Source organism: Jeotgalicoccus sp. FSL K6-3177 (genome assembly GCF_038050175.1).
Taxonomy (GTDB): Bacteria; Bacillota; Bacilli; order Staphylococcales; family Salinicoccaceae; genus Jeotgalicoccus; species Jeotgalicoccus nanhaiensis.
Window position 1 is genome coordinate 2258502 of record NZ_JBBOSK010000001.1, and the last position, 23566, is coordinate 2282067.

Annotated in this window: 28 protein-coding genes, 1 rRNA gene and 1 pseudogene; 2 read left to right on the plus strand and 28 right to left on the minus strand. The window is 41.6% G+C overall.

Going from position 1 to position 23566, the window contains the following annotated elements; translation table 11 throughout:
* Positions 1-11: 11 nt before the first annotated feature.
* The 11 genes and pseudogenes from MHH58_RS11535 to MHH58_RS11585 form a co-directional block, all read right to left on the minus strand.
* A complete protein-coding gene (locus MHH58_RS11535) occupies positions 12-647 on the minus strand; it encodes a 50S ribosomal protein L25/general stress protein Ctc (protein ID WP_341345953.1) in 636 nt (211 codons plus the stop codon).
* A gap of 115 nt (positions 648-762) precedes the next feature.
* Positions 763-1740 (minus strand): ribose-phosphate diphosphokinase, encoded by a 978-nt coding sequence (locus MHH58_RS11540; protein WP_115883851.1) that lies wholly within the window; start codon positions 1738-1740, stop codon positions 763-765.
* A gap of 16 nt (positions 1741-1756) precedes the next feature.
* Positions 1757-3112: a bifunctional UDP-N-acetylglucosamine diphosphorylase/glucosamine-1-phosphate N-acetyltransferase GlmU gene (glmU, locus tag MHH58_RS11545; protein WP_341345954.1), complete on the minus strand. Its 1356-nt coding sequence runs from the start codon at positions 3110-3112 to the stop codon at positions 1757-1759.
* A 248-nt stretch (positions 3113-3360) separates the two neighbouring features.
* A pseudogene (gene spoVG, locus MHH58_RS11550) lies at positions 3361-3663 on the minus strand (septation regulator SpoVG); the annotation flags it as partial.
* Between the two features lie 80 nt (positions 3664-3743).
* The gene (locus MHH58_RS11555) at positions 3744-4118 is read right to left on the minus strand and encodes a RidA family protein (RefSeq protein WP_135099152.1); all 375 of its coding nucleotides are present in this window, start codon (positions 4116-4118) and stop codon (positions 3744-3746) included.
* A 30-nt stretch (positions 4119-4148) separates the two neighbouring features.
* The gene (gene purR, locus MHH58_RS11560; protein WP_135099153.1) at positions 4149-4979 is read right to left on the minus strand and encodes a pur operon repressor; all 831 of its coding nucleotides are present in this window, start codon (positions 4977-4979) and stop codon (positions 4149-4151) included.
* A 62-nt stretch (positions 4980-5041) separates the two neighbouring features.
* Positions 5042-5887: a 4-(cytidine 5'-diphospho)-2-C-methyl-D-erythritol kinase gene (ispE, locus tag MHH58_RS11565; protein ID WP_341345955.1), complete on the minus strand. Its 846-nt coding sequence runs from the start codon at positions 5885-5887 to the stop codon at positions 5042-5044.
* Between the two features lie 212 nt (positions 5888-6099).
* Positions 6100-6810, minus strand: a complete 711-nt coding sequence (locus MHH58_RS11570) for an ABC transporter permease (protein WP_341345956.1) — start codon at positions 6808-6810, stop codon at positions 6100-6102.
* Positions 6811-7656: an ABC transporter ATP-binding protein gene (locus MHH58_RS11575; protein WP_341345957.1), complete on the minus strand. Its 846-nt coding sequence runs from the start codon at positions 7654-7656 to the stop codon at positions 6811-6813. It lies immediately after the preceding gene.
* 172 nt (positions 7657-7828) lie between these two features.
* A complete protein-coding gene (locus MHH58_RS11580) occupies positions 7829-8530 on the minus strand; it encodes a hypothetical protein (protein WP_341345958.1) in 702 nt (233 codons plus the stop codon).
* A gap of 12 nt (positions 8531-8542) precedes the next feature.
* The gene (locus MHH58_RS11585) at positions 8543-9448 is read right to left on the minus strand and encodes a LytTR family DNA-binding domain-containing protein (RefSeq protein ID WP_341345959.1); all 906 of its coding nucleotides are present in this window, start codon (positions 9446-9448) and stop codon (positions 8543-8545) included.
* A 175-nt stretch (positions 9449-9623) separates the two neighbouring features.
* Here MHH58_RS11585 and MHH58_RS11590 point away from each other — a divergent pair, with 175 nt between their 5' ends.
* Positions 9624-10187: an NADPH-dependent FMN reductase gene (locus MHH58_RS11590; RefSeq protein WP_115883841.1), complete on the plus strand. Its 564-nt coding sequence runs from the start codon at positions 9624-9626 to the stop codon at positions 10185-10187.
* A gap of 47 nt (positions 10188-10234) precedes the next feature.
* Here the strand turns inward: MHH58_RS11590 and MHH58_RS11595 are convergent, their stop codons facing one another.
* The 7 genes from MHH58_RS11595 to metG form a co-directional block, all read right to left on the minus strand.
* Entirely contained in the window at positions 10235-10798 is a 564-nt protein-coding gene (locus MHH58_RS11595; protein WP_135099161.1) for an NADPH-dependent FMN reductase, read from the minus strand.
* Complete coding sequence (locus tag MHH58_RS11600) at positions 10798-11889, minus strand: LLM class flavin-dependent oxidoreductase (RefSeq protein WP_341345960.1); 1092 nt, start codon at positions 11887-11889, stop codon at positions 10798-10800. Before MHH58_RS11600 ends, MHH58_RS11595 begins: the two co-directional genes overlap by 1 nt.
* A 111-nt stretch (positions 11890-12000) precedes the next feature.
* Positions 12001-12267, minus strand: coding sequence for a Veg family protein (locus MHH58_RS11605; RefSeq protein WP_026860087.1), 267 nt, complete (start codon positions 12265-12267; stop codon positions 12001-12003).
* Positions 12268-12342: 75 nt separating this feature from the next.
* A complete protein-coding gene (gene rsmA / locus MHH58_RS11610; RefSeq protein WP_135099163.1) occupies positions 12343-13227 on the minus strand; it encodes a 16S rRNA (adenine(1518)-N(6)/adenine(1519)-N(6))-dimethyltransferase RsmA in 885 nt (294 codons plus the stop codon).
* Complete coding sequence (rnmV, locus tag MHH58_RS11615) at positions 13227-13781, minus strand: ribonuclease M5 (RefSeq protein ID WP_135099165.1); 555 nt, start codon at positions 13779-13781, stop codon at positions 13227-13229. The genes rsmA and rnmV overlap by 1 nt, the downstream gene beginning before the upstream one ends.
* 115 nt (positions 13782-13896) lie before the next feature.
* Positions 13897-14661 carry a TatD family hydrolase gene (locus tag MHH58_RS11620; RefSeq protein WP_341345961.1) on the minus strand — a complete coding sequence of 255 codons (765 nt, stop codon included), beginning with the start codon at positions 14659-14661 and terminating at the stop codon, positions 13897-13899.
* Positions 14662-14677: 16 nt separating this feature from the next.
* Positions 14678-16648, minus strand: a complete 1971-nt coding sequence (metG, locus tag MHH58_RS11625; protein ID WP_341345962.1) for a methionine--tRNA ligase — start codon at positions 16646-16648, stop codon at positions 14678-14680.
* Positions 16649-16871: 223 nt separating this feature from the next.
* Here metG and MHH58_RS11630 point away from each other — a divergent pair, with 223 nt between their 5' ends.
* Complete coding sequence (locus tag MHH58_RS11630; protein ID WP_035810393.1) at positions 16872-17150, plus strand: AbrB/MazE/SpoVT family DNA-binding domain-containing protein; 279 nt, start codon at positions 16872-16874, stop codon at positions 17148-17150.
* A 38-nt stretch (positions 17151-17188) separates the two neighbouring features.
* Here MHH58_RS11630 and rsmI read toward each other — a convergent pair whose 3' ends face one another.
* The 10 genes from rsmI to rrf form a co-directional block, all read right to left on the minus strand.
* Positions 17189-18001 carry a 16S rRNA (cytidine(1402)-2'-O)-methyltransferase gene (rsmI, locus tag MHH58_RS11635; protein ID WP_341345963.1) on the minus strand — a complete coding sequence of 271 codons (813 nt, stop codon included), beginning with the start codon at positions 17999-18001 and terminating at the stop codon, positions 17189-17191.
* Between the two features lie 2 nt (positions 18002-18003).
* On the minus strand, positions 18004-18261 hold the full coding sequence (locus MHH58_RS11640; RefSeq protein WP_245954094.1) for a GIY-YIG nuclease family protein: 258 nt from the start codon (positions 18259-18261) through the stop codon (positions 18004-18006).
* Positions 18245-18985 carry a tRNA1(Val) (adenine(37)-N6)-methyltransferase gene (locus MHH58_RS11645; protein ID WP_135099174.1) on the minus strand — a complete coding sequence of 247 codons (741 nt, stop codon included), beginning with the start codon at positions 18983-18985 and terminating at the stop codon, positions 18245-18247. The genes MHH58_RS11640 and MHH58_RS11645 overlap by 17 nt, the downstream gene beginning before the upstream one ends.
* Before the next feature lie 38 nt (positions 18986-19023).
* The gene (locus MHH58_RS11650; RefSeq protein WP_115883832.1) at positions 19024-19335 is read right to left on the minus strand and encodes an initiation-control protein YabA; all 312 of its coding nucleotides are present in this window, start codon (positions 19333-19335) and stop codon (positions 19024-19026) included.
* The gene (locus MHH58_RS11655) at positions 19335-20144 is read right to left on the minus strand and encodes a PSP1 domain-containing protein (protein WP_115883831.1); all 810 of its coding nucleotides are present in this window, start codon (positions 20142-20144) and stop codon (positions 19335-19337) included. Before MHH58_RS11655 ends, MHH58_RS11650 begins: the two co-directional genes overlap by 1 nt.
* A 9-nt stretch (positions 20145-20153) precedes the next feature.
* Positions 20154-21059, minus strand: a complete 906-nt coding sequence (locus MHH58_RS11660) for a hypothetical protein (RefSeq protein ID WP_341345964.1) — start codon at positions 21057-21059, stop codon at positions 20154-20156.
* Position 21060: 1 nt separating this feature from the next.
* On the minus strand, positions 21061-21390 hold the full coding sequence (locus MHH58_RS11665) for a cyclic-di-AMP receptor (protein WP_026866209.1): 330 nt from the start codon (positions 21388-21390) through the stop codon (positions 21061-21063).
* A complete protein-coding gene (tmk, locus tag MHH58_RS11670; protein WP_341345965.1) occupies positions 21390-22019 on the minus strand; it encodes a dTMP kinase in 630 nt (209 codons plus the stop codon). The genes MHH58_RS11665 and tmk overlap by 1 nt, the downstream gene beginning before the upstream one ends.
* Positions 22016-23260 (minus strand): hypothetical protein, encoded by a 1245-nt coding sequence (locus tag MHH58_RS11675; RefSeq protein ID WP_341345966.1) that lies wholly within the window; start codon positions 23258-23260, stop codon positions 22016-22018. Before MHH58_RS11675 ends, tmk begins: the two co-directional genes overlap by 4 nt.
* A 118-nt stretch (positions 23261-23378) precedes the next feature.
* Positions 23379-23493, minus strand: a 5S ribosomal RNA gene (gene rrf, locus MHH58_RS11680).
* Positions 23494-23566: the final 73 nt, after the last annotated feature.

Below are 23566 nucleotides of genomic sequence, written 5' to 3' on the forward strand. Positions count from 1 at the left end.
TTTTCTTGTTATTACTCTTCGTCCGCCTGATCATTTTTCTGAGCAGTTGCTTCAACTTCCACGCTTTCTTCTTCAGCGTTTTCATCTTCTTCCGGCTCTTCAGTTGGCGCACTTACGATTACTAATGCATCAGTATCTTCGTTTTCAATCACGAAGTTACCTTTAGAACGGATGTCTTCAACGTGAATTGAATCTCCGATGTTAAGTTCAGAAATATCCACTTCGATAGTTTCTGGAATATCAGCCGGTTTAGCCGTTACAGACACTTCGAATAATGGCTGTTCAAGAACGCCGCCTTCTTTTTGTCCCGGTGCTTCGCCCGCTAGAACGATTTGTACTTCTACCGTTACTTCAGTCTGCATATTGATTGCAATGAAGTCGATGTGAGTAATTTGGTTCTTAAGTGCATCGAACTGATAATCGTTAACCATTACCTGAGTAGTTCCTTCAGCAACTTCAAGGTCGATAACCCCGTTACGTCCGACTTCGCGAATTACTTTAATAAATTCGTTCTCATCTACTGATAATGATGTATTTTCTGTTTCAAAACCGTATACGACAGCAGGCACTTTACCATTTTGACGTAATTCTTTAAGTTCTGACTGTTTTGATTTCTCAGCTCTTCTGTTTGAGGCTAATTTAGCCATAATTATTTCCACCTTTCATCTAATACAAGTCTATTATAATAACGCCTATCCTAACACATAGCCACGCATTATAATACCACAAAATACAGCAGTTTGTAAAAAAACTGCTAAATTATCATGTTTGGTCGAATAAAATGCTCACTGATTCTTGTTCGTGAACTCTCACGATCGCCTGAGCAAGCAGTTCGCCAACAGACAATTCCGTAATTTTCTCGATTTTCTTTTCTTCCGGCAGCTGGATGGAGTTGGTTACGACAAGCTCTTTAATTACAGAGTCCTGAATGCGTTCGATTGCCGGACCTGACAGCACCGGGTGCGTACAGCATGCGTAAACGTCTTTGGCACCTTTGTCCACTAGGGCTTGCGCTGCTGTTTTAATCGTTCCGCCTGTATCGATAATATCGTCGATAATAATTGCGGTTTTCCCGTTAATTTCTCCAACGATGTTCATTACTTCCGACACATTCGGACGCGGACGGCGTTTATCGATGATTGCAATTGGAGCTTTCAAACGGTCTGCCATACGGCGAGCACGGGTCACTCCGCCGTGGTCAGGCGAAACGATAACTACTTCTTCAAGGTCAATACCTTCATGTTCAAGGAAGTAATCACTTAAAATCGGTACTCCCATCAGATGATCGATTGGAATATCGAAGAATCCTTGAATTTGAGGGGCGTGAAGATCAAGTGAAATCACACGGTCTGCACCTGCAGTTTCAATAATGTTTGCAACGAGCTTCGCTGTAATTGGTTCGCGTGCACGGCTCTTACGGTCCTGGCGGGCATAGCCGTAATACGGCATAACAACATTAATTGTGTTGGCTGACGCGCGCTTCAGCGCATCAAGCATAATCAGCAATTCCATCAGGTTTTCATTTACCGGCTGGCTTGTCGGCTGAATAACGAATACGTCGCAGCCGCGCACACTTTCTTCAACGTTGACCTGGACTTCTTCATCCGAAAAGCGGTTTACAGTACATTTACCAAGCGGGATACCGATATGTTCCGCAATTTCACGTGCTAATGGTTCGTTGCCTGTCAACGTAAATAATTTCATCTTAGAATTTTTGTTTTGATTACTAGAAGCTAACATTTTGATCCTCCAAGTATTATTTTTTATAATAGCCTTCTTTTGTCGTCTGCTTATTTCGTGCAATCGCCAAACTGTCATCAGGCACATCGTCCGTAATCGTCGACCCTGCCGCTGTAATAGAACGTTCTCCTACCGATACAGGCGCTACGAGATTGGTGTTGCAGCCGATAAAAGCATCTGCTCCGACGGTCGTTTTAAACTTATTGACCCCGTCGTAATTAACAGTAATCGCGCCGCAGCCGATATTTGCGCGTTCGCCGATGAACGCATCGCCGATATAGCTCAGGTGCGATACTTTCGCGCCGTCTTTTAACTCCGATTTCTTAACTTCAACAAAGTTTCCAATCTTCACAGCTTCTCCCAGTTTTGCTCCCGGGCGCAGCTGCGCATATGGGCCGACAGTTGTGCCGCTGCCGACTTCTGCATCGGTTACTACAGAATGTTTAATTTCCGCCTTATCGCCGATTACGCTGTTGCTGATTTCACAATTGGCCGAAATAATCGCATTTTCTCCGATTACCGTATCGCCTTTAATAACAGTGTTAGGATAAATAATAGTATCCATACCAATTCTAACACTTTCATCGATGTATGTGTTCGAAGGATCGATAATTGTCACACCTTGTTCCAAATGCCGCTCGTTGATACGCTGCCTTAAAAGTTCTGAGGCACGTGCTAAAAGCAGACGGTTGTCCACATTAATAATTTCATTCTTATCCGGGGTGACAAACGCACCGACGCGGGCACCTTTACTGCTCAAAAGACCGATGGCATCAGACAGATAATACTCCTGTTCAGGATTATCATTCGAAATTTTATCGAGCACTTTAAACAGTTCACGGTTATTAAAAACAGCAGCGCCTGCGCTGACTTCTTTAATTTCTTCCTGTTCAGGCGTGATTTCAGTTTCTTCCAGTATCTCTTTGACCGTGCCGTTTTCTTTACGGAGCACGCGGCCGTAATTAGTCGGATTATCTGCATAGGCTGATAAAACTGTTGCTTTCAGCCCCGTTTTTTCATGGTCAGCGATTAAATTTCTGACCGTTTCCGGGGAAATCAGCGGCGTATCCCCGAAGATAATCAGTGTCTCGCCTTCAGCTTCGCTGAGTTCCGGTGCTGTCTGCTTAACAGCATGTGCCGTGCCGAGCTGTTCTTTTTGGACTGTTATTTTAACGTCCTCCGGCAGAATTTCAGCAACCGCATCCTGCCCTGAACCTGACACGACGCGGATATCACTGATTCCCGCCGTTTTCACGGTGTTAATTACTCTCGTAATCATCGGAATTCCGCAGACCTCATGCAATACTTTCGGTTTCTTTGAATTCATTCTCTTGCCGACACCTGCAGCAACAATAATCACTCTCGTTTGCATAATTAACCCCCATTATAATACGATATTCTAATTATATTTCAGTCCATGGTATCTTTCAAGACGAAACTTAGGCCGGACCACACCGGCCCGGCCTAGACTTTCTCTGTCTATTTATCATTTTCTGCAGTATCTTCCGATACTTTTGGAGAATCTTCATTTTTCACTTTTTCTTCTTTAGCAGTGTTTGAATCGTCGGCGGTCTCTTCATCAACGTGTTCCGGTGTTTCTTCATCATCAGCCGGGTCTGATTCCACAGTCGGCTCACTCGCCTTTTCCTCTTTTTCTTCAGCAGGGTCAGCAGTTTCCTCGTAAACACGCATTACCTCTTCCTGTACATGCTGACGCATGCCGGAATTAATCGGGTGGGCAATATCCCTGAACTCTCCATCCGGCGTACGCTTACTCGGCATCGCAACGAACAGTCCGTTATTACCGTCTATTACACGTAAATCGTGAATAACAAATGACTCATCAAATGTTACAGAAACGAGAGCTTTCATTCTTGTATCCTGATTGTTGACTTTTCTTAGTCTTACGTCTGTTATTTTCATGTGTCTGTTCCTCCATAGATTTGTGTTTTAGATCTTCTGTGTAAAACCTATCTAGCTTAGAACCCCACTCAAATCAACAGTTACTCGAAAGATGCAACGACCTCGATCTCCACTTTTGCATCTAATGGGAGACGACTAACTTCTACACATGATCTTGCAGGTAATTTACCCGTAAAGTACTTAGCGTAAACCTCGTTAATCACTCCAAAGTCGTTCATATCGGCGATAAAAATAGTCGTTTTTACAATATTGCTGTAGCCGAGACCGGCCGCTTCCAGTACAGCTCCAATATTGTCGAGAACCTGTCTTGCCTGCTCAGCGACGTCGTCTGAAACAATCTCCCCTTCCAATGTCAGCGGCACCTGGCCTGAAGAATAGAATAAATTCCCCGTTCTCACTCCGTGGCTGTATGGTCCTACTGCTGCTGGTGCTTTGTCAGAATTAATTGGCTGCATCTTAATCATCCTCCGTAATTTAAAATAAATCTACTTGCCTGTAATGTAATCTAAACAGTTTCCTTCTTCAACTACAAATGATTCGTTAAATTCATCAATTTCTGATACTTTAAGCAATGATGTGTAATCGTTAAATCTGCGGTTCGCAACTTCTTTTGCTTCAACCAGCACGCTGACACCGACCACTGTCGCGTTGAATTCTTCCATCAGATTTGTCACACCGGTAATCGAACCGCCGGCGCGGAGAAAATCATCCACAACAAGAACGTTGGAGCCTTCTTTAAGCGTGCGTTTTGACAGCACCATCGTCTCAATTTTACGCGTTGAGCCGGAAACGTAGTTTATCGAAACTGTAGAACCTTCCGTCACTTTGTTATCTTTACGGATAACGGCCACCGGCACATTCAGTTTGCGCGCCACAGCATTGGCGAGCGAAATTCCTTTTGTCGCAATTGTGACGACTGAATCAATTTCCAGTTCACCGTACATCGTCGCAATCAAATCACCGATATCATTCATCATCTTCGGATCGCCCATAATATCCGACATGTATAAGTAGCCGCCCGGAAGAAGACGCTCGCGCGCTTCGAGTTCCGTTTTAAATTCCGAGATAATATTCTCTGCACGCTCTATACTTATTTTAGGGATGAACATCGCGCCGCCGTTCGCGCCCGCCGTCGTTTGAAGCACACCTAGACCCTCAGCATTGAGGACATCTTTAATAATGCGTATATCTTCACTGATAGAAGACTTAGCCTGGCTGAATTTATCGACATAAGTCGTCAAGGGTATCAATTTATTTGGATTCGTAATTAAATGCTGGGTCATGTAGACCAGCCGTTCGCTGCGTTTATATTTCATAGTCTAACTCCTAAACCGTATTATAGGTATTGATTTTACCATATAAGTTCGGATTTTAATACTTATCCCAGCAATCTAATTCGATAAACTTCAGCGCAGCACCCCTTCATTGCGTTGTACAGATGAATAGACTGGCGTTCTTTTCTGACGATGCCGAACACGGTCGGCCCGCTGCCGCTCATCAGCGCACCGTCAGCGCCCGATTCTTTCATATTGTCGAGCAGTTTTCTGACCTGCGGATATTTTTTCACCGTTACTTCTTCAAGATCATTTTTCAATGTTCCGAGTATTTGTTCGTAATCCTCGTCTATAATTGCTTTTTTCATTAACTCCGATGCCGGCTTATTCTTTCCAGGTTTCAGTGCGCCGTAAATTGTCTTTGTAGACACACTGACAGACGGTTTTGCCAGCACCACCCATGCATGCGGCGGTCTTGGCAGCCGTTCGATAATCTCGCCGCGTCCGGTTGCGAGCGCAGTGCCGCCGTATACACAAAAAGGAATATCGGAACCGAGTTCTGATGATAAGGCCGCGAGCTCATCGAGTCCGACACCGAGATTGTACAGCGCATTCATTCCCCTGAACGTCGCGGCAGCATCGGCAGAACCGCCGGCAAGACCTGCAGCAATTGGAATATGTTTATCGATATTAATCGTGACGCCTGTTTTAATTTTGTAACGGCGCATCATCAGCTGAGCCGCCTGATAGGCAAGATTGCGCCGGTCAGTCGGCACGAACTGATGATCGGATTCAATGATGATTTTTCTGTCTTTCCGTTTTTCAAACGATAAATTATCGTTTAAATCAACGGTCGTCATTACCATACTGACTTCGTGATAACCATCATCGCGTTTATACAGCGTATCCAGAGTTAAATTAATTTTTGCTGGTGCGATTTCATAATGCATAGTTCATAGTCCTTTGCCAGATTTTTTTCGAAATATATATGTGTGTTATTTTATCATATAACAAAGGTAAATATTGATGATATTTTTAAAGATTGGCTTGAGGAGTGAGCTTGAGGGTGTTCTGGTTTTACCGGGTGTCGCCGCTGCGAAAACTGCGACGTCCATACATTAAAAAAGCACCGGACCCGCAGGATTCCGGTGCTTTTTACATATTATTCATCATTTTTACGTTTATTAAATGCCCACAGCACGAGCAGGAAGCTCACCGCGACCCAGACAGCCAGAATGATAAATTCCATTGCTCCGCCGCTGCCTTCAAGCACAAACATGTGCTGATATATCGGAAAGTACTCTGCAATCTTGACCGCTGTGCTGTCCGGATCTGTAACCAGCATTTCAATATACGGTGTAAAACCGAAGATGAACATAATCGGAATAATATATACCGATGTCGTCGCAACTGATTTTACAACGAGGCCAAGCCCTATTCCCACATTCAGGAAAAACAGTCCTGTCAGCACGAGACTGATTATATTTTCCACAGTCCAGTAGTTTTCCGGTCCAATAATTATAATTGAAGCAACGAGTGATATTATTGTCATCAGCGTCACAACCATGCTCTTGCCGAGAATAATATCGATAATTGTCGCCGGCGACTGCAGCAGTCCTCTTAACGTATCTTTTTCATTTTCTTCAGCAATCATCGTCATAACCGCACTGAACATTACGGCAGAAAAGACGACACCTGCAAGAATCCCAAGTATTTCCGGCGGCATTTCGCCTTCTGCCCCTGCGCCGATTCCCACTCTTGAAAAGAACACCGCCATCAGTATTGGAATCAGCACCGATGTAAACAGCATCATATTTTTCATAAATTCTTTCAGGTCTTTTTCAAATATTGCCATCGCTCTTGTCATATTCATTTAAACCAGCTCCTTACCAGTTACTTTTTTAAACACTTCTCCAAGTGTCGGGAAATCTGTTCTGACATCGGCAACTTCTTCGCTGAACAGTACATTATTAAGCAGCTGTCTGTTTTCCTCTTTTTTCTCCACTGTTTTCATCGTGCCGTCGTTATAAGTAATATGGACTTCCTCGCGTTTGTATTTATGCCTTAAGTCAGATGGCGCCCCCGAATCCTGAATAATTCCCTGATACAAAAAGGCGACCTTATCACATAGACGTGTTGCCTCATCCATATTGTGTGTCGTGAGTAAAATAGTCGTCCCGTCATCACGCAGCTCCTCAAGCATGTCGTGAATTTTTTCAGTGGTCGTCGGATCGAGTGCCGATGTCGGCTCATCGAGAAATAAAATCGCCGGTCTGTGAATGACCGCTTTACATAAAAGAATTCTCTGCTTCATTCCTTTGGATAACTTGGATACAGTTTTATCGATTTCACTTTCCAGTCCTACATCTTTCAGTACTTTTTCAACTGACCCTTTCGGCGCATTGTACAGTTTTCTGAACAGCTCCAGATTATCTTTGACTGTCAGCCTTTCATACAAAGAACTTTTATCAGATAAAATCCCAAGGCTGCTGACATAGTCATTTTTCGCGAACTGTTTATAGTTGTAGCTATTAACATTCACCTCTCCGCCCGACGGTTTAAATTCACCTGTCATAATTTTAATAGTTGTGGTCTTCCCCGAACCGCTCGGGCCAAGCAGCCCGAAAATCTGTCCCGCTTCCACATTAAATGTAATACCGCGCAGGGCGCGTTCATTGCCGAATGACTTTTCAAGTTCGTTTACCTGGATCATGCTCATATGATTACCTCCAATTATTTTGCTTCCGCTCTCTTAACTAAAGTTTAGACGCAAAATAAAAACACCGCGATATAATCACGGTGAGTTGTAGGAAATAAATATTGAACTGTGTACTATATCTATCCGCCGGGCTGTTAAATTTCCGAAGTGTACAGCACAGCTCTGAACTGTACTACAATGTTTTAGCACGTTTCAGCACTGCTAAATAGACTGAGAAGGTCGTCAAACCTAACCATACCAGCATAATAACGCAGGGCATTACACCAGCGTTATTATGTATCGCCATTAATTGATATACAGGAGTCCATTCAGCCAGTTTCATTAACAGATGGCTGTCATTCAGAAAAAATGTTTCTATAATAGGTGTCATTCCTAATAAAAACAAGACGACCACACCGTAAACAGTCGAAGTCGACTGCAGTTTAGCAAGCAGTCCCGCAATTAATCCTAAATTCAGGAATACTAAAGCTGCAATACCTAATCCTGATACAAGAGGCCAGCTGAGCACATCTACTTGTCCTGCAATAAGGAGCGAGATAACAGTAACTGCTGCAGTAACAAATAACACCAGTATACTTCTGCCTGCTATACCATTCATTAAATCCGATACATTATGTGTGACAAGCTTCAATAAACCATGTTCATTTTCTTCGGCGTATAACATTAAGGGAACATTGGTTGCTATTGAAGCAAGTGCTGTCCCGAGGAGTATAAATATCATTACATCCGGCAAATCCTCTTTGACATTGCGTGCCGGTGTACTGTACATCAAAGCCATAATCGGAGGCATGAGCAAGACTGTCAGAACTGCATAGTTTGTAAAATATTCTCTAATATCTCTATATATCGTCGCCCGTATTTTAAATAGATTCATAAGGTCACCTTTTTATAATTTTAGTAATTTATCCTGTATTTCGTTGAATTTAGTTCGGGATAACGGGATTCTGGACTTTTCCGAATTATCGATAATGACAGAATAAGTGTTTTTAGACCATGTAATAATTTCTTTTACTTTATGAAGATTAACGAGATAAGAACGGTGGCAGCGGTAAAAACCGTGAGCTTCGAGCTGTTCTTCTGCCCCCTGCAGGGTCGATTCCATTATAAATTTCTCCGAGCCGAGATTAATGTATACTTTACCATCATGACTTTCCAGATATTCAATCTCTTCTATAGTGACAAAAATCGTTTTATCATGTGCTTTCACTTTAATTTTGCTCACATTAGAAGAGCTGTCATCTTCAGTATTATCCGTTGTCTCAACTGTCTCGAGCCCCTGTTCGCTTAATTTCATAACATCCGGCTGAACTATAAAGGCATCTTCCAGTCTCGACGATGCAACCAACAGTGATTTCTCCTGCTGAATAAGCTGGTCTTTCATTTTATGAAACAGATGAATGTTATCATTAACTGTATTTAAAAATGGATCGATAAAAACTATATACTGATTATTGCTGAGCAGAGCATGGATATAAGCCAGTTTCTGAATTTCAGTCCGGTTCAACTTTGACAGGCTTGATACGGAGTCTGTAATATTAAACTGCCGGATTAAATCTTCTGTTTTCAATGGACTATTGTACCATTTTCTCAAATATTCAATATGCACTTTTAAATTCAGCCGTTTATAATATAAAAGGCCGCCTGAAAATACATGGGCACCTGCCTTCTCCATCGTATCGGAAAAAGTTTCAGCGAGCTCATACGGTATTTGCACTGCAAGACTTTTGCCGGCCTTCATTTTAATTTTTCCATTAGACGGACGGCCCGTGATTTTTTGAATTTCTATATCCATTGTCATTGCTCCTGTCGTATGAAATCTCTTTAAATTTACCATGGAAACGTAATCATGACAATTTCACTGAAAAGATTAAGCAAAAGTCTTTATTTTCAATTCGAAATACTGTATATTAATAATCAGTTACAAAATGTAACTTAATAATAAATGAACACTCCGGAGGAATTATACAATGACTAAAATTGGTATTGTTACAGGAAGTACACGTGACTCACGCGTTAACTTACAAGTTGCAGAGTGGCTTAAAGACTTTGCTGAAAAATTAGATACAGGTGCTGAATTCGAAATCGTAGATATTAAAGATTACGAAGCACCATTGTTTAAAGAATCTTTACCGCCGTTAATGGCTAATAAACAATACGGTTCTGATGTAATCAATAACTGGTCAGCTAAAATTGATTCACTTGACGGTTATATTTTTGTTACACCTGAATACAACAAAGCTGTTTCACCGGCACTGAAAAACCTTCTTGACTACATCGGACCTGAATTCGGTAATAAATCAGCAGGAATCGTTGGCTACGGCTCAACTTTAGGTGTTGCTGCAACACTTTCACTGCGTCAAATTCTTTCTAACTTCAATGTGGCAACTGTTGGACCTTTCGGTGCATTCAGCCTGTTCACTGACTTTGAAGAAATGTCTAAATTCGCACCTGCTGAAATACACAATCCGACTATTGAAGCTGTAATCACTACTACAGTTAACTGGGCTAACGGACTTAAATCAATCAGATAAGACAGATAAAAAACCTTTCAGGAACTTTGTCCTGAAAGGTTTTTTATTTAAAAGCCGAAAGAATCGTTAAATTTTTCAAGCACCGCCTGGTGTGCTTCTGCATTATTAAATGTATTATCCACGAGTGCACCCAGCCTGAACAGAATATCATCGTTCTCGATTCCTTCTGAGCCGAAGTCCTGATCCAGAATATATACATATCCCGGAACAATATTTGCTTTCATATATGACAGAATCGGTTTCAGCTGCTGTTCCGCCACCAGATAATGTCTGAGTGAGCCGGCAGTAATAATCATGCCGATGGTTTTATTCAGAAAAGCATCCGGCGGCAGCAAGTCAAATAAGTTTTTTAAAGGCCCCGGTATGGATGCCTGGAATATCGGTGTGCCGATAAATACGACATCCGCTTCCATTATTTTAGTCAGTGCTTCAGTTGTCGCACCGCCGTAGTCCAAATAATTTCTGCCATCGCTGAACGGCATATCGTAATCTTTTAAGTCGATATATTCAACTTCGTGAACGTTTAATGATTCAACCTTTTCTCTGAGTGCCGTCGTCGCTTTCCGCGTTTTGCTCCCGACGACTGAACCGCTGATGATTACTGCTTTCATTATTGTTCCCCCTGTGGTTTTGTATATTTTTTAATGGCAGGCAGTATCTTTTCGCCAATAATGTCTATATTACGTTTAATATCATCCAGTGTCACACCGCCGAAATCCAGCTGGGCGATATAACGGTCATGATTAAATAATTCATGCTGATAAAGAATTTTCTCAATAATCAGATCAGGATCGCCAACGTTAATTACACTGCGATAATCCTGTCCCTCGGCAAAGCCCTGCTTCGGGAAGCCCTGACCGTTCGATTTTTTCATGCCTTCATTAATATGAGGGTAGTATTTTCTGTATGCTTCAAGTTTATCTTCATGTGCAAAGAAAAATCCAGCAGTCGCTACAGGCAGTTTAGACACATCGTAGCCTCTTTCTTCCGCCGTCTGTCTGTATAAATCAATACGGCTCTTAAAGGCTTCAGCCGGCCCTCCGAGGTGCGCCTGATACATCGGCACTCCTGCGAGACCTGCTTTATGGGCAGAGGCCATTGAGCCTCCGACCGCCCGCCAAATCGGCAGTCCGTTCTTATCATTCTCGGGACGCGGAATGACATGAGCATTTTTTAAAGGCGCACGGAATTCTCCCTGCCAGTTCACATACTCATTTTCATTTATATTTAACAGAAGATCAAACTTTTCTTCAAACAATGCTTCATAATCATTCAGACTGTAGCCGAGTAAATCATAGAGCCCGACACGTGAAGCCCGGCCTGCAATAATTTCCATGCGTCCGCCTGAAATAAGATCGATTGTCGATGCATCTTCAAATACACGCACCGGGTCCGATGTACTGATAATCGTTGAGCCTGAAGCAATTTTTATCTGCTTTGTCGCTTGTGCAATGGCCGATAAAATAATCAGATGAGCCTGAGACGCGAAATAATCCTGATGGGACTCACCGATCTGAAAGGTATCAATTCCCGCCTGTTCTGCGTACTCAGCCGTTTCGATAATTTCTTTAATACGCTGGCTTGCAGGAATTCTCTGTCCTGTATGCGGATTCGGCAAATGATCTCCGAGGGTATACAGACCAAATTCAAGCCCCTGGCTTTTATCGATTTCCGGCATGATATGAGGGTTATTTGTATTCATAAGTCACACTCCGTATATTATATATTTTTAATAATATATATCTTTATACCTGCATGCTCAACATACGCTCATAAAACAAAAAAACCATCCTTTCGGATGGTTTTTAATATGTTATTGAATTAAAAATTCTTCTGTAAAATCGTCGTTATAAAAAGTAACTTCTACATTTGATGTTAACACGTCTGTGTATGTATAAGATACACGCTCAAAATTATGTTCGTCTTGATCTAGTTCAACTACGAAAATCGATGGATATGTTTCTCTTAAAATACCTTTTCTTTCAATCAACTTCTTGCGTCCTCCGTTTGCGCGAAGCACACATGGATTTCCTAACTGACAATCAAGAATCTTTTTGATGTCGATTAATGTTTTTGGCATTATACCCCACCTCACTAAGTCCATTATAGCAAGTTTACATAATTCTGTCAAAAATCAGCCAATTTCTCAACATTTTTAAGCGAAATCCAAGTCACTTTTCTTGAAAGCATCGTAAATTTCCTTATAATCTTCAAGCGATAAACTTTCACCGCGGCGTGCCGGATCAATTCCCGCTTCTTCAAACAGCGTTCTGATTTCATCTTTTCTTTTCTTTCCGTCAGCAAACAATGACTGATAGTTGTTCAGTATTGTTTTACGGCGATGCAGAAATGCGCCTCTTGTTAACTTGAAAAAAGTTTCTTCATCATCAATATCTACTTTTTTCTGAGTGCGGTTTTTTAATTCTACAATAATAGAATCGACGTTCGGCGGTGGCATGAATACGGTTTTTGGAACATTTTGAACTGTTTTAGCCTCTGTATAATAATCGATCGCAATCGATAAAGAACCATATGCTTTTGAGTTCGGTGACGCACTGATACGTTCTCCGACTTCTTTTTGCATCATGACGTAATAACGTGAAATCGGCAGATGTGCAGTCAGGAAGTTCATCAGTATCGGCGTCGTAATATAATACGGCAGGTTTGCGACAACCACGATATCATCGCAATCGCTTAAGAATTCTTCGATACGGGCCGGGACATCGGCTTCCAGTATATCTTCATTGATGACTGTCACGTTATCATAATCGCTTAACGTATCATTAAGTACCGGAATCAGACGCTGGTCAATTTCAAAAGCCAGCACTTTTCCTGCATTGATTGCAAGATGCTCCGTCAGTGATCCAATCCCCGGTCCCACTTCAATGACACCTGTATTTTTATTAATATCCGCTTTATGAATGACTTCTTTAATAACATTGGAGTCGATTAAAAAGTTCTGTCCAAGACTTTTCTTAAAAGTAAAATGGTGCTTGTCGAGTATTTCTTTAGTCCGCCCTATAGTAGCAATATGTTTCATCAGTTATTCACTTCCAGCCCTTTTAATATTTCTTCAACTTTTTCAGGTGAGATGCTGTAGCGGTTCAGTTTTTTTCGCAGCTGAGTTGCGTTCGCATAACCGATATTCAGCTGTTCAGTTAAATACTCGCGTCGTTCTTTCGCTTGTGAATTGCCCGATAAACGGAAATACTGCATATCCTGAATTGTTATCAGTTCCTCTTTAACCTGCCGGCTCGTCTGGCAGTTTTCGAGCGCTGCTTGTATATCTTCGATTCGGGCATGTTCCACGCCTACACTATTATGACCAAGTGCTTTATGTTTTGGTAAAAACGCTTCTTTAATATCAGGGAAACGTTCAATAATTGTATTTCTTATTTTATGACCCGGAAAGTCAGGATCCGTGAAAATAATCGCTCCGCGTGAATTCAAGGCAACTTCTATTTCCTCAAGTGTCCGTTCATTGATTGCTGAACCGTTCGTTTCAATCGTCTCGCAGATAACCGCTTCTTTAAGTCTGCGTGTGTCGTCCCTGCCTTCGACAATAATAATTTCTTTAATTACAGGTTTTTCCATACATCTCCACCTCTTATACTTCGTTTAGTATCATACCATATTTTAAGATTTCTTATCTTCAGCGCACTAAAAAAGTGCTTCACTTCAACCAAAGTCAAAGTGAAACACTTTCATTTCAGATGTTATATAATCTTTTTGCGTTCGCAGTCGTTGCAGCGGCCAGGTCTTCATAACTCATACCGCGCAGCTCTGCAATTTTTTCTGCTACCAGTTTTACATGTGCCGGTTCATTGCGCTTGCCGCGGTATGGATGCGGTGTTAAATACGGTGCATCCGTCTCCACAAGCAGACGGTCGAGCGGAACATGAACAGCGATGTCTTTAGGCAGCTGCGCATTTTTAAATGTCACTGGACCGCCAAGTGATACATAGAAATTCATATCGATAATTTCGTCGGCTGTCTTTTCATCGGCACTGAAAGCGTGCATAATGCCGCCGATTTCCTGTGCATTTTCTTCTTTCAGAATTTCCACACAATCCTCCGTCGATTCACGGTTATGAATAATAATCGGCAGACCGACGCGTTTCGCTAATGCCAGCTGACGTCTGAACAGTTCTTTTTGGACGTCTTTCGGTGATTTGTCCCAGTGGTAATCGAGACCTGTTTCACCGATGCCGACAATTTTTTTATGTTTGGACAGTTCTTCTATCCACTTCAGATCTTCATCAGTGCAATCGACAGCATCGACCGGATGCCATCCGATGACCCCGTAAATATCATCATATTCTTCAATGAGTTCCATGGTGCGTTCAATCGACGGACGATCACAGCCGATAACAACCATTTTCTCGAGTCCGTTCTCTCTCGCGCGTGCGATTACTTCCTCGAGATCTTCGTCGTACTGGTGCGCATTCAGATGGACGTGTGTATCGATTAACACATAATCACTCCCTGATTTATTTTACAATACTGCCGTTTTCTATGCCGTCCGGCACATCAATTAATGTTAAACGGCTGCCCTTTTCTGCAGTTAAAATCATACCTTCTGATTTCTCTCCGCGCAAGGTTACAGGCTGCAGATTCGTCACAACAAGTACTTTCTTGCCGATAATATCTCCCGGTTCATAATGCTCGTGTATCCCCGAAACAATCTGGCGCTCTTCAGTGCCTAAATCCACTTGGATTTTCAGCAGCTTTTTCGCTTTCTTCACTGCTTCTGCTGCAGTAACAGTCGCGACTTTAATTTCCACTTTACTAAAGTCATCAATTGTAATTTTTTCAGCCGCTTCTGTTTCTTCCTGTTCCTCTTCTGCTTCAGGCGGACGCATTTGATTTTTAATATATGTGACTTCTTCTTCAACATCCAATCTTGGATAAATTGGTGTCGGTTTAGCCAGCTGGCCGGCAGGTTTTATAATGCCATAGCTTAATACTGATTCATACGTCTGCTGGTTTTCATCAGTAATATTCAGCTGTTTGAAAATTTCTTTCGGACCATGAGGCAGGTAAGGGCTCAAAAGGACAGCCGCAATACGGATGTTTTCTGCGAGATGCACCATCACGTTGCCGAGTGCTTCTTTGTTTGCCTCATCTTTCGCCAGCACCCAAGGCGCAGTTTCATCAATATATTTATTCGAGCGTCCGATAATTGTCCATACTGCTCTTAAAGCATGACTGAACTGCATTTTTTCCATGGCAGTTTCATATTCTGAAACGCTGTCTTTAACAGCTGTTTCAAGGCTTTTATCGAAATCGGTATGTGCACCTGTATACTCCGGTACATATCCGTCAAAATATTTATTAATCATTGAGATTGTACGGTTAACCAGGTTGCCGAGATCATTTGCCAGATCAAAGTTAGTGCGCTCGATAAACGACTCCGGTGTAAATACGCCGTCAGAACCGAAAGGCACTTCGCGCATTAAGTAGTAACGGAGCGAGTCAAGACCGTAGCGCTCTACAATCTGATCAGGATAAATAACATTCCCTTTGGATTTCGACATCTTTCCGTCTTTCATTAAAAGCCAGCCGTGGCCGAGTAATTTCTTCGGCAGAGGCAGATCCAGCGCCATCAGCATAATCGGCCAGTAAATCGCATGGAAACGTACAATTTCTTTACCGATCATATGCACGTCTGCAGGCCAATATTTTTTAAACAGTTCGTCATCGTCTGTAGAATAGCCGAGTGCAGTAATATAGTTTGCCAAGGCATCAATCCACACGTAAACGACGTGTTTCGGATCTGATTTAACCGGCACGCCCCATTTAAATGTCGTTCTCGATACAGCGAGGTCCTCAAGTCCCGGTTTTATAAAGTTGTTCAGCATTTCGTTTTTACGCGCTTCCGGCTGGATAAAGTCGGGGTTATCTTCGTAATACTGGACAAGACGGTCTGCATATTTACTCATTCTGAAGAAGTAGCTCTCTTCTTTAACAAGTTCAACATCATGTCCGCTCGGTGCTCTGCCGCCGATCATTTTACCGTCTTCATCGCGGTATACTTCATCGAGCTGCGTTTCGGTAAAGAATTCCTCATCCTGAACCGAGTACCAGCCTTCGTATTCACCAAGGTAAATATCGCCCTGCTCAAGCAGGCGCTCAAAAATGTACTGTACAGCAGCTTTATGTTTATCACTTGTCGTACGAATAAACTGATCGTACGTAATATCGAGCGATTTCCATAAATCTTTTATGCTCTCCGCCATATCATCGACGTAGGCCTGAGGTGAAACCCCCATGTTATCAGCTTTCTGTTCTATTTTCTGACCGTGTTCGTCGGTTCCTGTTAAGTAGTATACGTCGTAGCCTCTCAGGCGTTTATAACGTGCCATTACATCACATGCAATTGTAGTATATGCATTCCCGATATGGAGTTTTCCACTGGGATAATAAATTGGCGTAGTGATATAAAATGTTGGTTTTGTCATGGGACATCCTCCTATAATATACTTATCTAATATATCTAATTTATGTATGTTTTTCAATTCGGAACAGTTTTTAATAGTTTTCCCATTATTTTTGTGCTATAGTCATGAATATCCAATTTCGGGTAATAGTTTCGCAGCTTATTTTTCCATTTTCTGCACAAGACATTTCGAAAATTGGATATAATCCATTATATTTTGGTTAACTATGTAGGAGGAATTACTAATGAAATCTACTGGAATTGTGCGTAAAGTCGATGAACTTGGACGCGTCGTTATTCCAATTGAACTGCGTCGCGTACTCGATATCGAAGTTAAAGATGCTCTGGAAATTTTTACAGATGATGATAAAATTATTTTGAAAAAATATCAGCCCCGCATGACCTGCGCAGTAACCGGCGATGTGTCTGATGACAACATGTCACTGGCTGACGGAAAAATAGTCCTGAGCAAAGAAGGCGCCGATCAGCTGATTAAAGAAATTCAAAAGAAAATTGATAAATAAGCAAATGCATTAAGCCATGAATAACCATTCGTGGCTTTTTATTTATGAAACACATCATATACTTCCTGCTTCTTCAAACCGCGCAGCTCTGCGACGAGTTTTATGGCGTCTTTCGGCCGCATGCCCTCTTCAACAAGTTCCGTTACGTGCTCCTTTGGAGTGCCGGTAAATTCAGACTGTTCTTCTTCATATCTGTCTATAACAACGACAAATTCTCCTTTTAACGGGATATCCTTATCAAGTTTTGATAATAATTCGTCCGCTCTGCCTCTGACATGCTGTTCAAATTTCTTCGTGATTTCCCTCGATATACTCACAATTCTGCTGCTGTCAATTTTATTTATCTCCGTCAGCAGACTCTTCATTCTGTGCGGCGATTCATACAGCACGGACGTAAACTTATGGTGCATTATTTCAGATAATTTCTCTCTCTGTTTCGATGCACTTTTCGGCAAAAAGCCAAAATATGTAAATTCATAACTGGCAATCCCGCTCGCTACAAGCGCCATCGTAAAAGCAGAAGCTGCAGGAATAACCGCGTACGGCAGTTTTTCATCCTGCATGCGGCTGACAAGTTCAAAACCGGGATCCGATATTACAGGCATACCGGCATCGGTCACAAGAGCATAGGTTTTGCCATGCTTTATATCTTCTATAATAGATTCGGTCGCTTCTTCTTTATTGAAATCATGGTAGCTTTTAAGCGGCGTGTCAATATTAAAATGTGTGGTTAATTTACGGGTAATACGCGTATCTTCACATAAAATTGCATCTGCTTCTTCAAGCGTTTTAATCGCTCTGTAAGACATATCATCCAGATTTCCTATCGGTGTCCCGGTAATGTATAACATTATTATCCTCCTATTAACGATAATTTCTGCTGCTTTGTCAGCTGTTTAATCGCGTATTCGCGTTTCAAGGCGCTGCTTTTTGAATCGAGCACTTCGACGTAGCGCAAGGTCACAGGCAGTCTGCCCCGGGTATATTTCGCGCCAAGGCCGGCATTGTGTTTTGTAATACGCGCATCGATATCAGCTGTGTAACCTGTATACAGACTGCAGTCGCTGCATTCAATAATATAAACGTAATACTGTCTATCCTCTGTTGTCACCGTAATACACCTCAAGCATCTCATCTGAATATACCTGATCCGCCTTATAAATATAAAATGGCGGCAGTATATCCGCATATGCATTTGAATTAAAAATCGCTTCTACGACTATGAACATCGCTGTCCTGCTGTTTGTATCATTGTAGACATACTGTGCACGTCTGACCCTGAAACCCTGGTTATGCAGCTCTGTAAAGACTTCAGCGCTGCGCTCTGCACGGTGCACCATATACAGCCTGCCCTTATTCGTTATTAAATAACGGCAGGCTTCGACGATGCCTTTTAAATCGATGTGAAGTTCATGCCGCGCAATGCTCTGCGGTCCTTTGTCCTTTAAAGGCTGGTTGCTTGTAAAATAAGGCGGGTTCACTGTAATGACATCATATGAGGAATGTTTCATCGAAGTTTTAAGTGACTTAATATCTGCATTATATATTGTAATCTGGTCTGATTTCCCATTCATTTCAATACTGCGTTCTGCCATATCTGCGAGCAGGCTCTGTATTTCAACAGCATCTATCGGCTTTGCAGCACGGCTGGACAAAAGCAGCGGTATAATGCCGTTACCGCTGCACAAGTCCATGATTCTGTTGTCGCGTTTATTTATTTTCACAAAATTTGCAAGCAGCAGTGCATCGACAGAAAATGAAAAAGTTTCACTGCTTTGAATAATACGCATATTTTCTCTGAACAGTTCATCTATGCGTTCATATGGTTTTAACATTGATTTCACTCCAAAAAGAAAAGCAGCTCATCGCTGCTTTAACTTTGTCTTTCATTAAAAAATGCCTGGCAGAACAAGCAGTCGTCTCCGTGCCTGTGTGTGCCGAAATGAATACTGCATACATGAAATCCTTCATCGTATAAACTTTTCAGTGAGTTTTCTTTAAAGGGAGAATCTGCTGTTTCTTTATCATTTAAAAGCTGTTCATAATTCTCTTTTTCAAGTTCCAGACTGACATTTTCTTCGACCAGTTTTACAGTAAGTTCTTTCAGTATACGCACTTCTTCATCCATGGTTTTTATATTGCGCTCAAGCTGCTGAATATGAAGGAACAGTTTTTCACGATCCATTAATTCACAACCTCTAGCTTATCTATATCTTCTTCGCCATATTCTTCGATATAATCATCGGAACCCTTTACCCTGACGGCCAGGTCCAGTATGTTAATACCGATAACTTTACCGATGCCCGCCGGTGTTTTCACTTTGGCACCGACATCAGGCAGTTTTATACGCGCATCTTCGTAATATTCATCTTCGTAATTTAAACAGCACATCAGGCGTCCGCATGCTCCTGATATTTTACTTGGAGAAAGCGATAAATCCTGATTCTTCGCCATTTGGATACTCACAGGAACAAAGTCTCCTAAAAAAGTTGAACAGCAATGAGCGCGTCCGCAGGGACCGATGCCCCCGAGATACTTCGCTTCATCTCTGACACCAATCTGGCGGAGCTCAATACGTGTTTTAAAGCGCGTCGCGAGTATTCTAACAAGTGATCTGAAATCTACTCTGTCATCTGCAGTAAAGTTAAAAATAAGTTTTTTCATATCAAGTGTAAACTTGGCATTCACGAGATTCATATTAAGCTTTTCATCTTTAATTGCATTTGCACAAAATTCTAATGCAGCTTCAGCTTTTTCTTCATTAGTTTTGAATTTTATTAAATCTTCTTCTGTTGCCAGACGAAGAAATTTACCGTCGGGTTCTACAATATTATCTTTTGGGATTTCATAAGTGCCTTTCACTACATTCAGCAGTTCAAGACCTCTTTTTGTTTCGGCGACGATATAATCACCGCGTTCTATGGAATCATCACTGCATGTGATGTATAAGTTATCGTAATAATCAAGTTGCGTGACCTTGATGATTTTAAGCATATTTATTCATCAACCTTTCGCACCTATGACCATACCTTCAAAAACAAGCATTGGATTAACATTAAATGAAAGCAGCTGGTTCGCTTTTTGAATTTCTTCGAGCATCCGCGTCAATTTTACCGTATTTACATCATTACCTTCCGGCATTGCTGATTCATACGGTCTAAAATTATCCAGACCGATTGTCTTATGCAATGTTTGACGGATAAATCCGGCAAGAAGCTGCAGCATCAGTTCATAATCTTTTCGTTCATCACAAATATCGACTATCTTTTTTGCATCGATTAAAACAAGCGGATGATTATGTATCCAGCGAGTGCCAAAGCTGATAGCTTCCGTCCGCATTTCACTGAATTTATCAGCCATTTCGTTGACATGGCGGGCATTCAGCAGAAGAGCATTGACAGTCGCTGTTTCAGCTTCACTTAAATTCGGCAGCGAATCCTCGCGGTCGCCGTCCTCTCCCTGGATATGGATGTGCTGGCTTCTCGAATGTATCGTCGGCAGTATGCCGCTTTTATTTATCGTTAATAAAATCGCAATAGTTTTTTCAGGCGGTTCTTCTAAAAATTTCAGTATACTGTTTTCAGCTTGCGGAGTGAGTTTTTCAAACTGCTCAATAATATACACTTTGTAGTCTGATTCGATTGGTTTCTGGTTCATCTGGCGGACAAGCTGTTCGATGTCTTCTTTTTTAATCGTCGTTTCAGCTGTCGATAAATAATATAAATCCGGATGGTTGCCTGAATCAATCAGCATCTCATTCCGAGTATTTTCGCCGAATATATGCAGCGCAAAAAACTTGCTGTATTTACGCAGCGTTTCTATTGCATCACCTTCGAACATATAAGTATGACTCAGCTTATTGTTCTCGATAATTTTTAATAATTGTTTCTGTACAATACTGTTATTCATCTTAAAATCTTTCAAATTGTTCTATCGGTAAAACAAAAACAGTGGCGCCGCCAACCTCAACTTCAACCGGGTAAGGAATATAAGAATCAGCATTTCCACCCATAGGGGTTACCGGTGCTACAGTCTGCTCACGGTTACCGCATGTGTCGTCAATAAGTTTAAGCAGTTCGTCCACACGAGCATCTTCAACCCCGCAAAGGAATGTAGTATTCCCTGCACGCAGAAAACCGCCTGTAGAAGCAAGTTTCGTATTTCGGAAATCATTTTTTGTTAATTTGTCATTTAATCTTTGGCTGTCATGGTCCTGTACAATAGCAATTACCATTTTCATTATTCTTCACCTCTAGATTGTATATAAGTATTTATAATATTTAATGTATCGCTTACAACGCTGTCAACTGACTGGGATGCATCTACAACTTTAATTCTGTTCGGATATAATACCGATAACTCATTATAACCCGAGACTACTTTTTTATGAAAGTCTATAGTTTCTTCATCCAGGCGGTTATTTTCACGATTATTATCCTGTATTCGCTCGAGTCCCATTTCCGGATCAAGTTTTAAATAAACTGTTAAGTCCGGCATATAGGTATCGATAGCAAATTTGTTTATTGCCATTATATCATCAAAACCGATGCCGCGGGCGATACCCTGATAAGCAAGCGAACTGTCGATAAAACGATCGCACAGTACGATTTTACCTGCCTCAAGTTCTGGTATTACACGTTCGACAAGATGCTGCCGGCGGGATGCTGCAAAAAGCAAAGCTTCTGTCCTGCCATCCATATCGTGCTCTTTTGTCAGCAGTATTTCGCGAATTTTTTCACTGATTGGTATACCCCCTGGTTCACGTGTTTTCACGACTTCATGCGAATCTGATAACAATACTCTGATATGTTCTATAACCGTCGTTTTCCCGGACCCTTCGGGACCTTCAAAAGTGATGAAATAACTCATAATTCTGCCTCATTCATATAATAGTTAATGTTATATTGTATACCCTCTATTTTAACATGATTAACTTGATAGTGCTTTACCCTTTTCAAATCCCGCTCTGTAATTGTAGTACCCTTTAACACAAGCGGTACTCCCGGAGGATAGGGAACAATGTTTGCTACGCATATTTTACCTTCAAGTATATCTATACCCTTAACTGTCCCTTCACTGGAAACGGCTGCAGTTAATTTGGAAATTTTATGAAGCAGCTCTTTAAAGGGATAACTGTCGCCTTCATGCCAAAGCGGAAGACACCAAAGCACCCCTTCATCGGTAACCATCTCGGAGTATATACCAGTCTTTCGGAAACTCAGCTCCAGGTTGTATGCTCCTCTTTTCCATGTCAGCATAAGTTTTGCAGGATCATCCTGTTCAGCAACTTCGATTTCAGCTTCTTTAAGCCAATGTATCAGTTCTGCTCTTTTCTTAAAAAAAGTCTCGTCATTATATTCATTATAAAATTGCTGTGCGTATTCGATAGAAGCCAGTACGAGATACGACGGGCTCGAAGTTTCAAAATGATTAATATAATGCATTATCCGTTGATGCAGCTGGATATCTTTCGTAAACAGTACAGAAGCCATCGTCAGAGCAGGAAGCATTTTATGATACGACTCAACGACAACATCCGCCTCCGCCAACAGCAGTGACTCTTTAAAATTCTCAGTAATCGATAAATGAGCACCGTGCGCTGCATCTATAATACTGAAGCCGCTATTATTTCTTATGTATTCTATATGCTGCTTGATATTTTTAACCAAACTGCCGGTATATGCAGGAGAAGTAAATATTACACAGCTACTGCCGAGTTCTGACTCATACAGCTCTTCTGCGGAAATCACGGTATAAGCAGCATTTACTAATGATATACCGTGATATACGGATTTATGGGCTTCTCCGATAATATAAAAATTAGAAACTTTTTCATTCAGAGCATAGATGCTGGAAATGATTCCGTTAGTCGTACCGTTTACCATCGCTTGTGCATGATAGCCTTCACTTTTTTGCGCAAGTTTTGCATTCAGCTGATCTAATACTTCTGCTGGATCATGAAGATCATCAAGACCCGGTATTTCTGTTAAATCATATCCCGGCTTAATGACATCTGACAGTTTTCCGATTGTATTATTTTTATGCCCCGGTACATGCATTGAAACCGCACCTTCAATATGAAAGCTTTTTAACTTATTAATAAGAGACATATATACCTCCGATAGTTGTTATAGCATTATTATACTATAGAAAAAAGAACAAAAAAAAGAGACCTATAAAGGTCTCAATGCGGCTCATCGCATCCATATATTGAATATGTTATGTACAGCCTGGCAGCGTCCTACTCTTGCGGGACGTCAGTCCAACTACCATCGGCGCTGGAGAGCTTAACTGCTGTGTTCGACATGGGAACAGGTGTGGCCTCTCCGCCATCGCCGCCAGACTATTGAATGTCTGTACATTCAAAACCGGATAGAAGTATCGAGAAGAGTGAACGCACTCTTTAAATTTCTGGT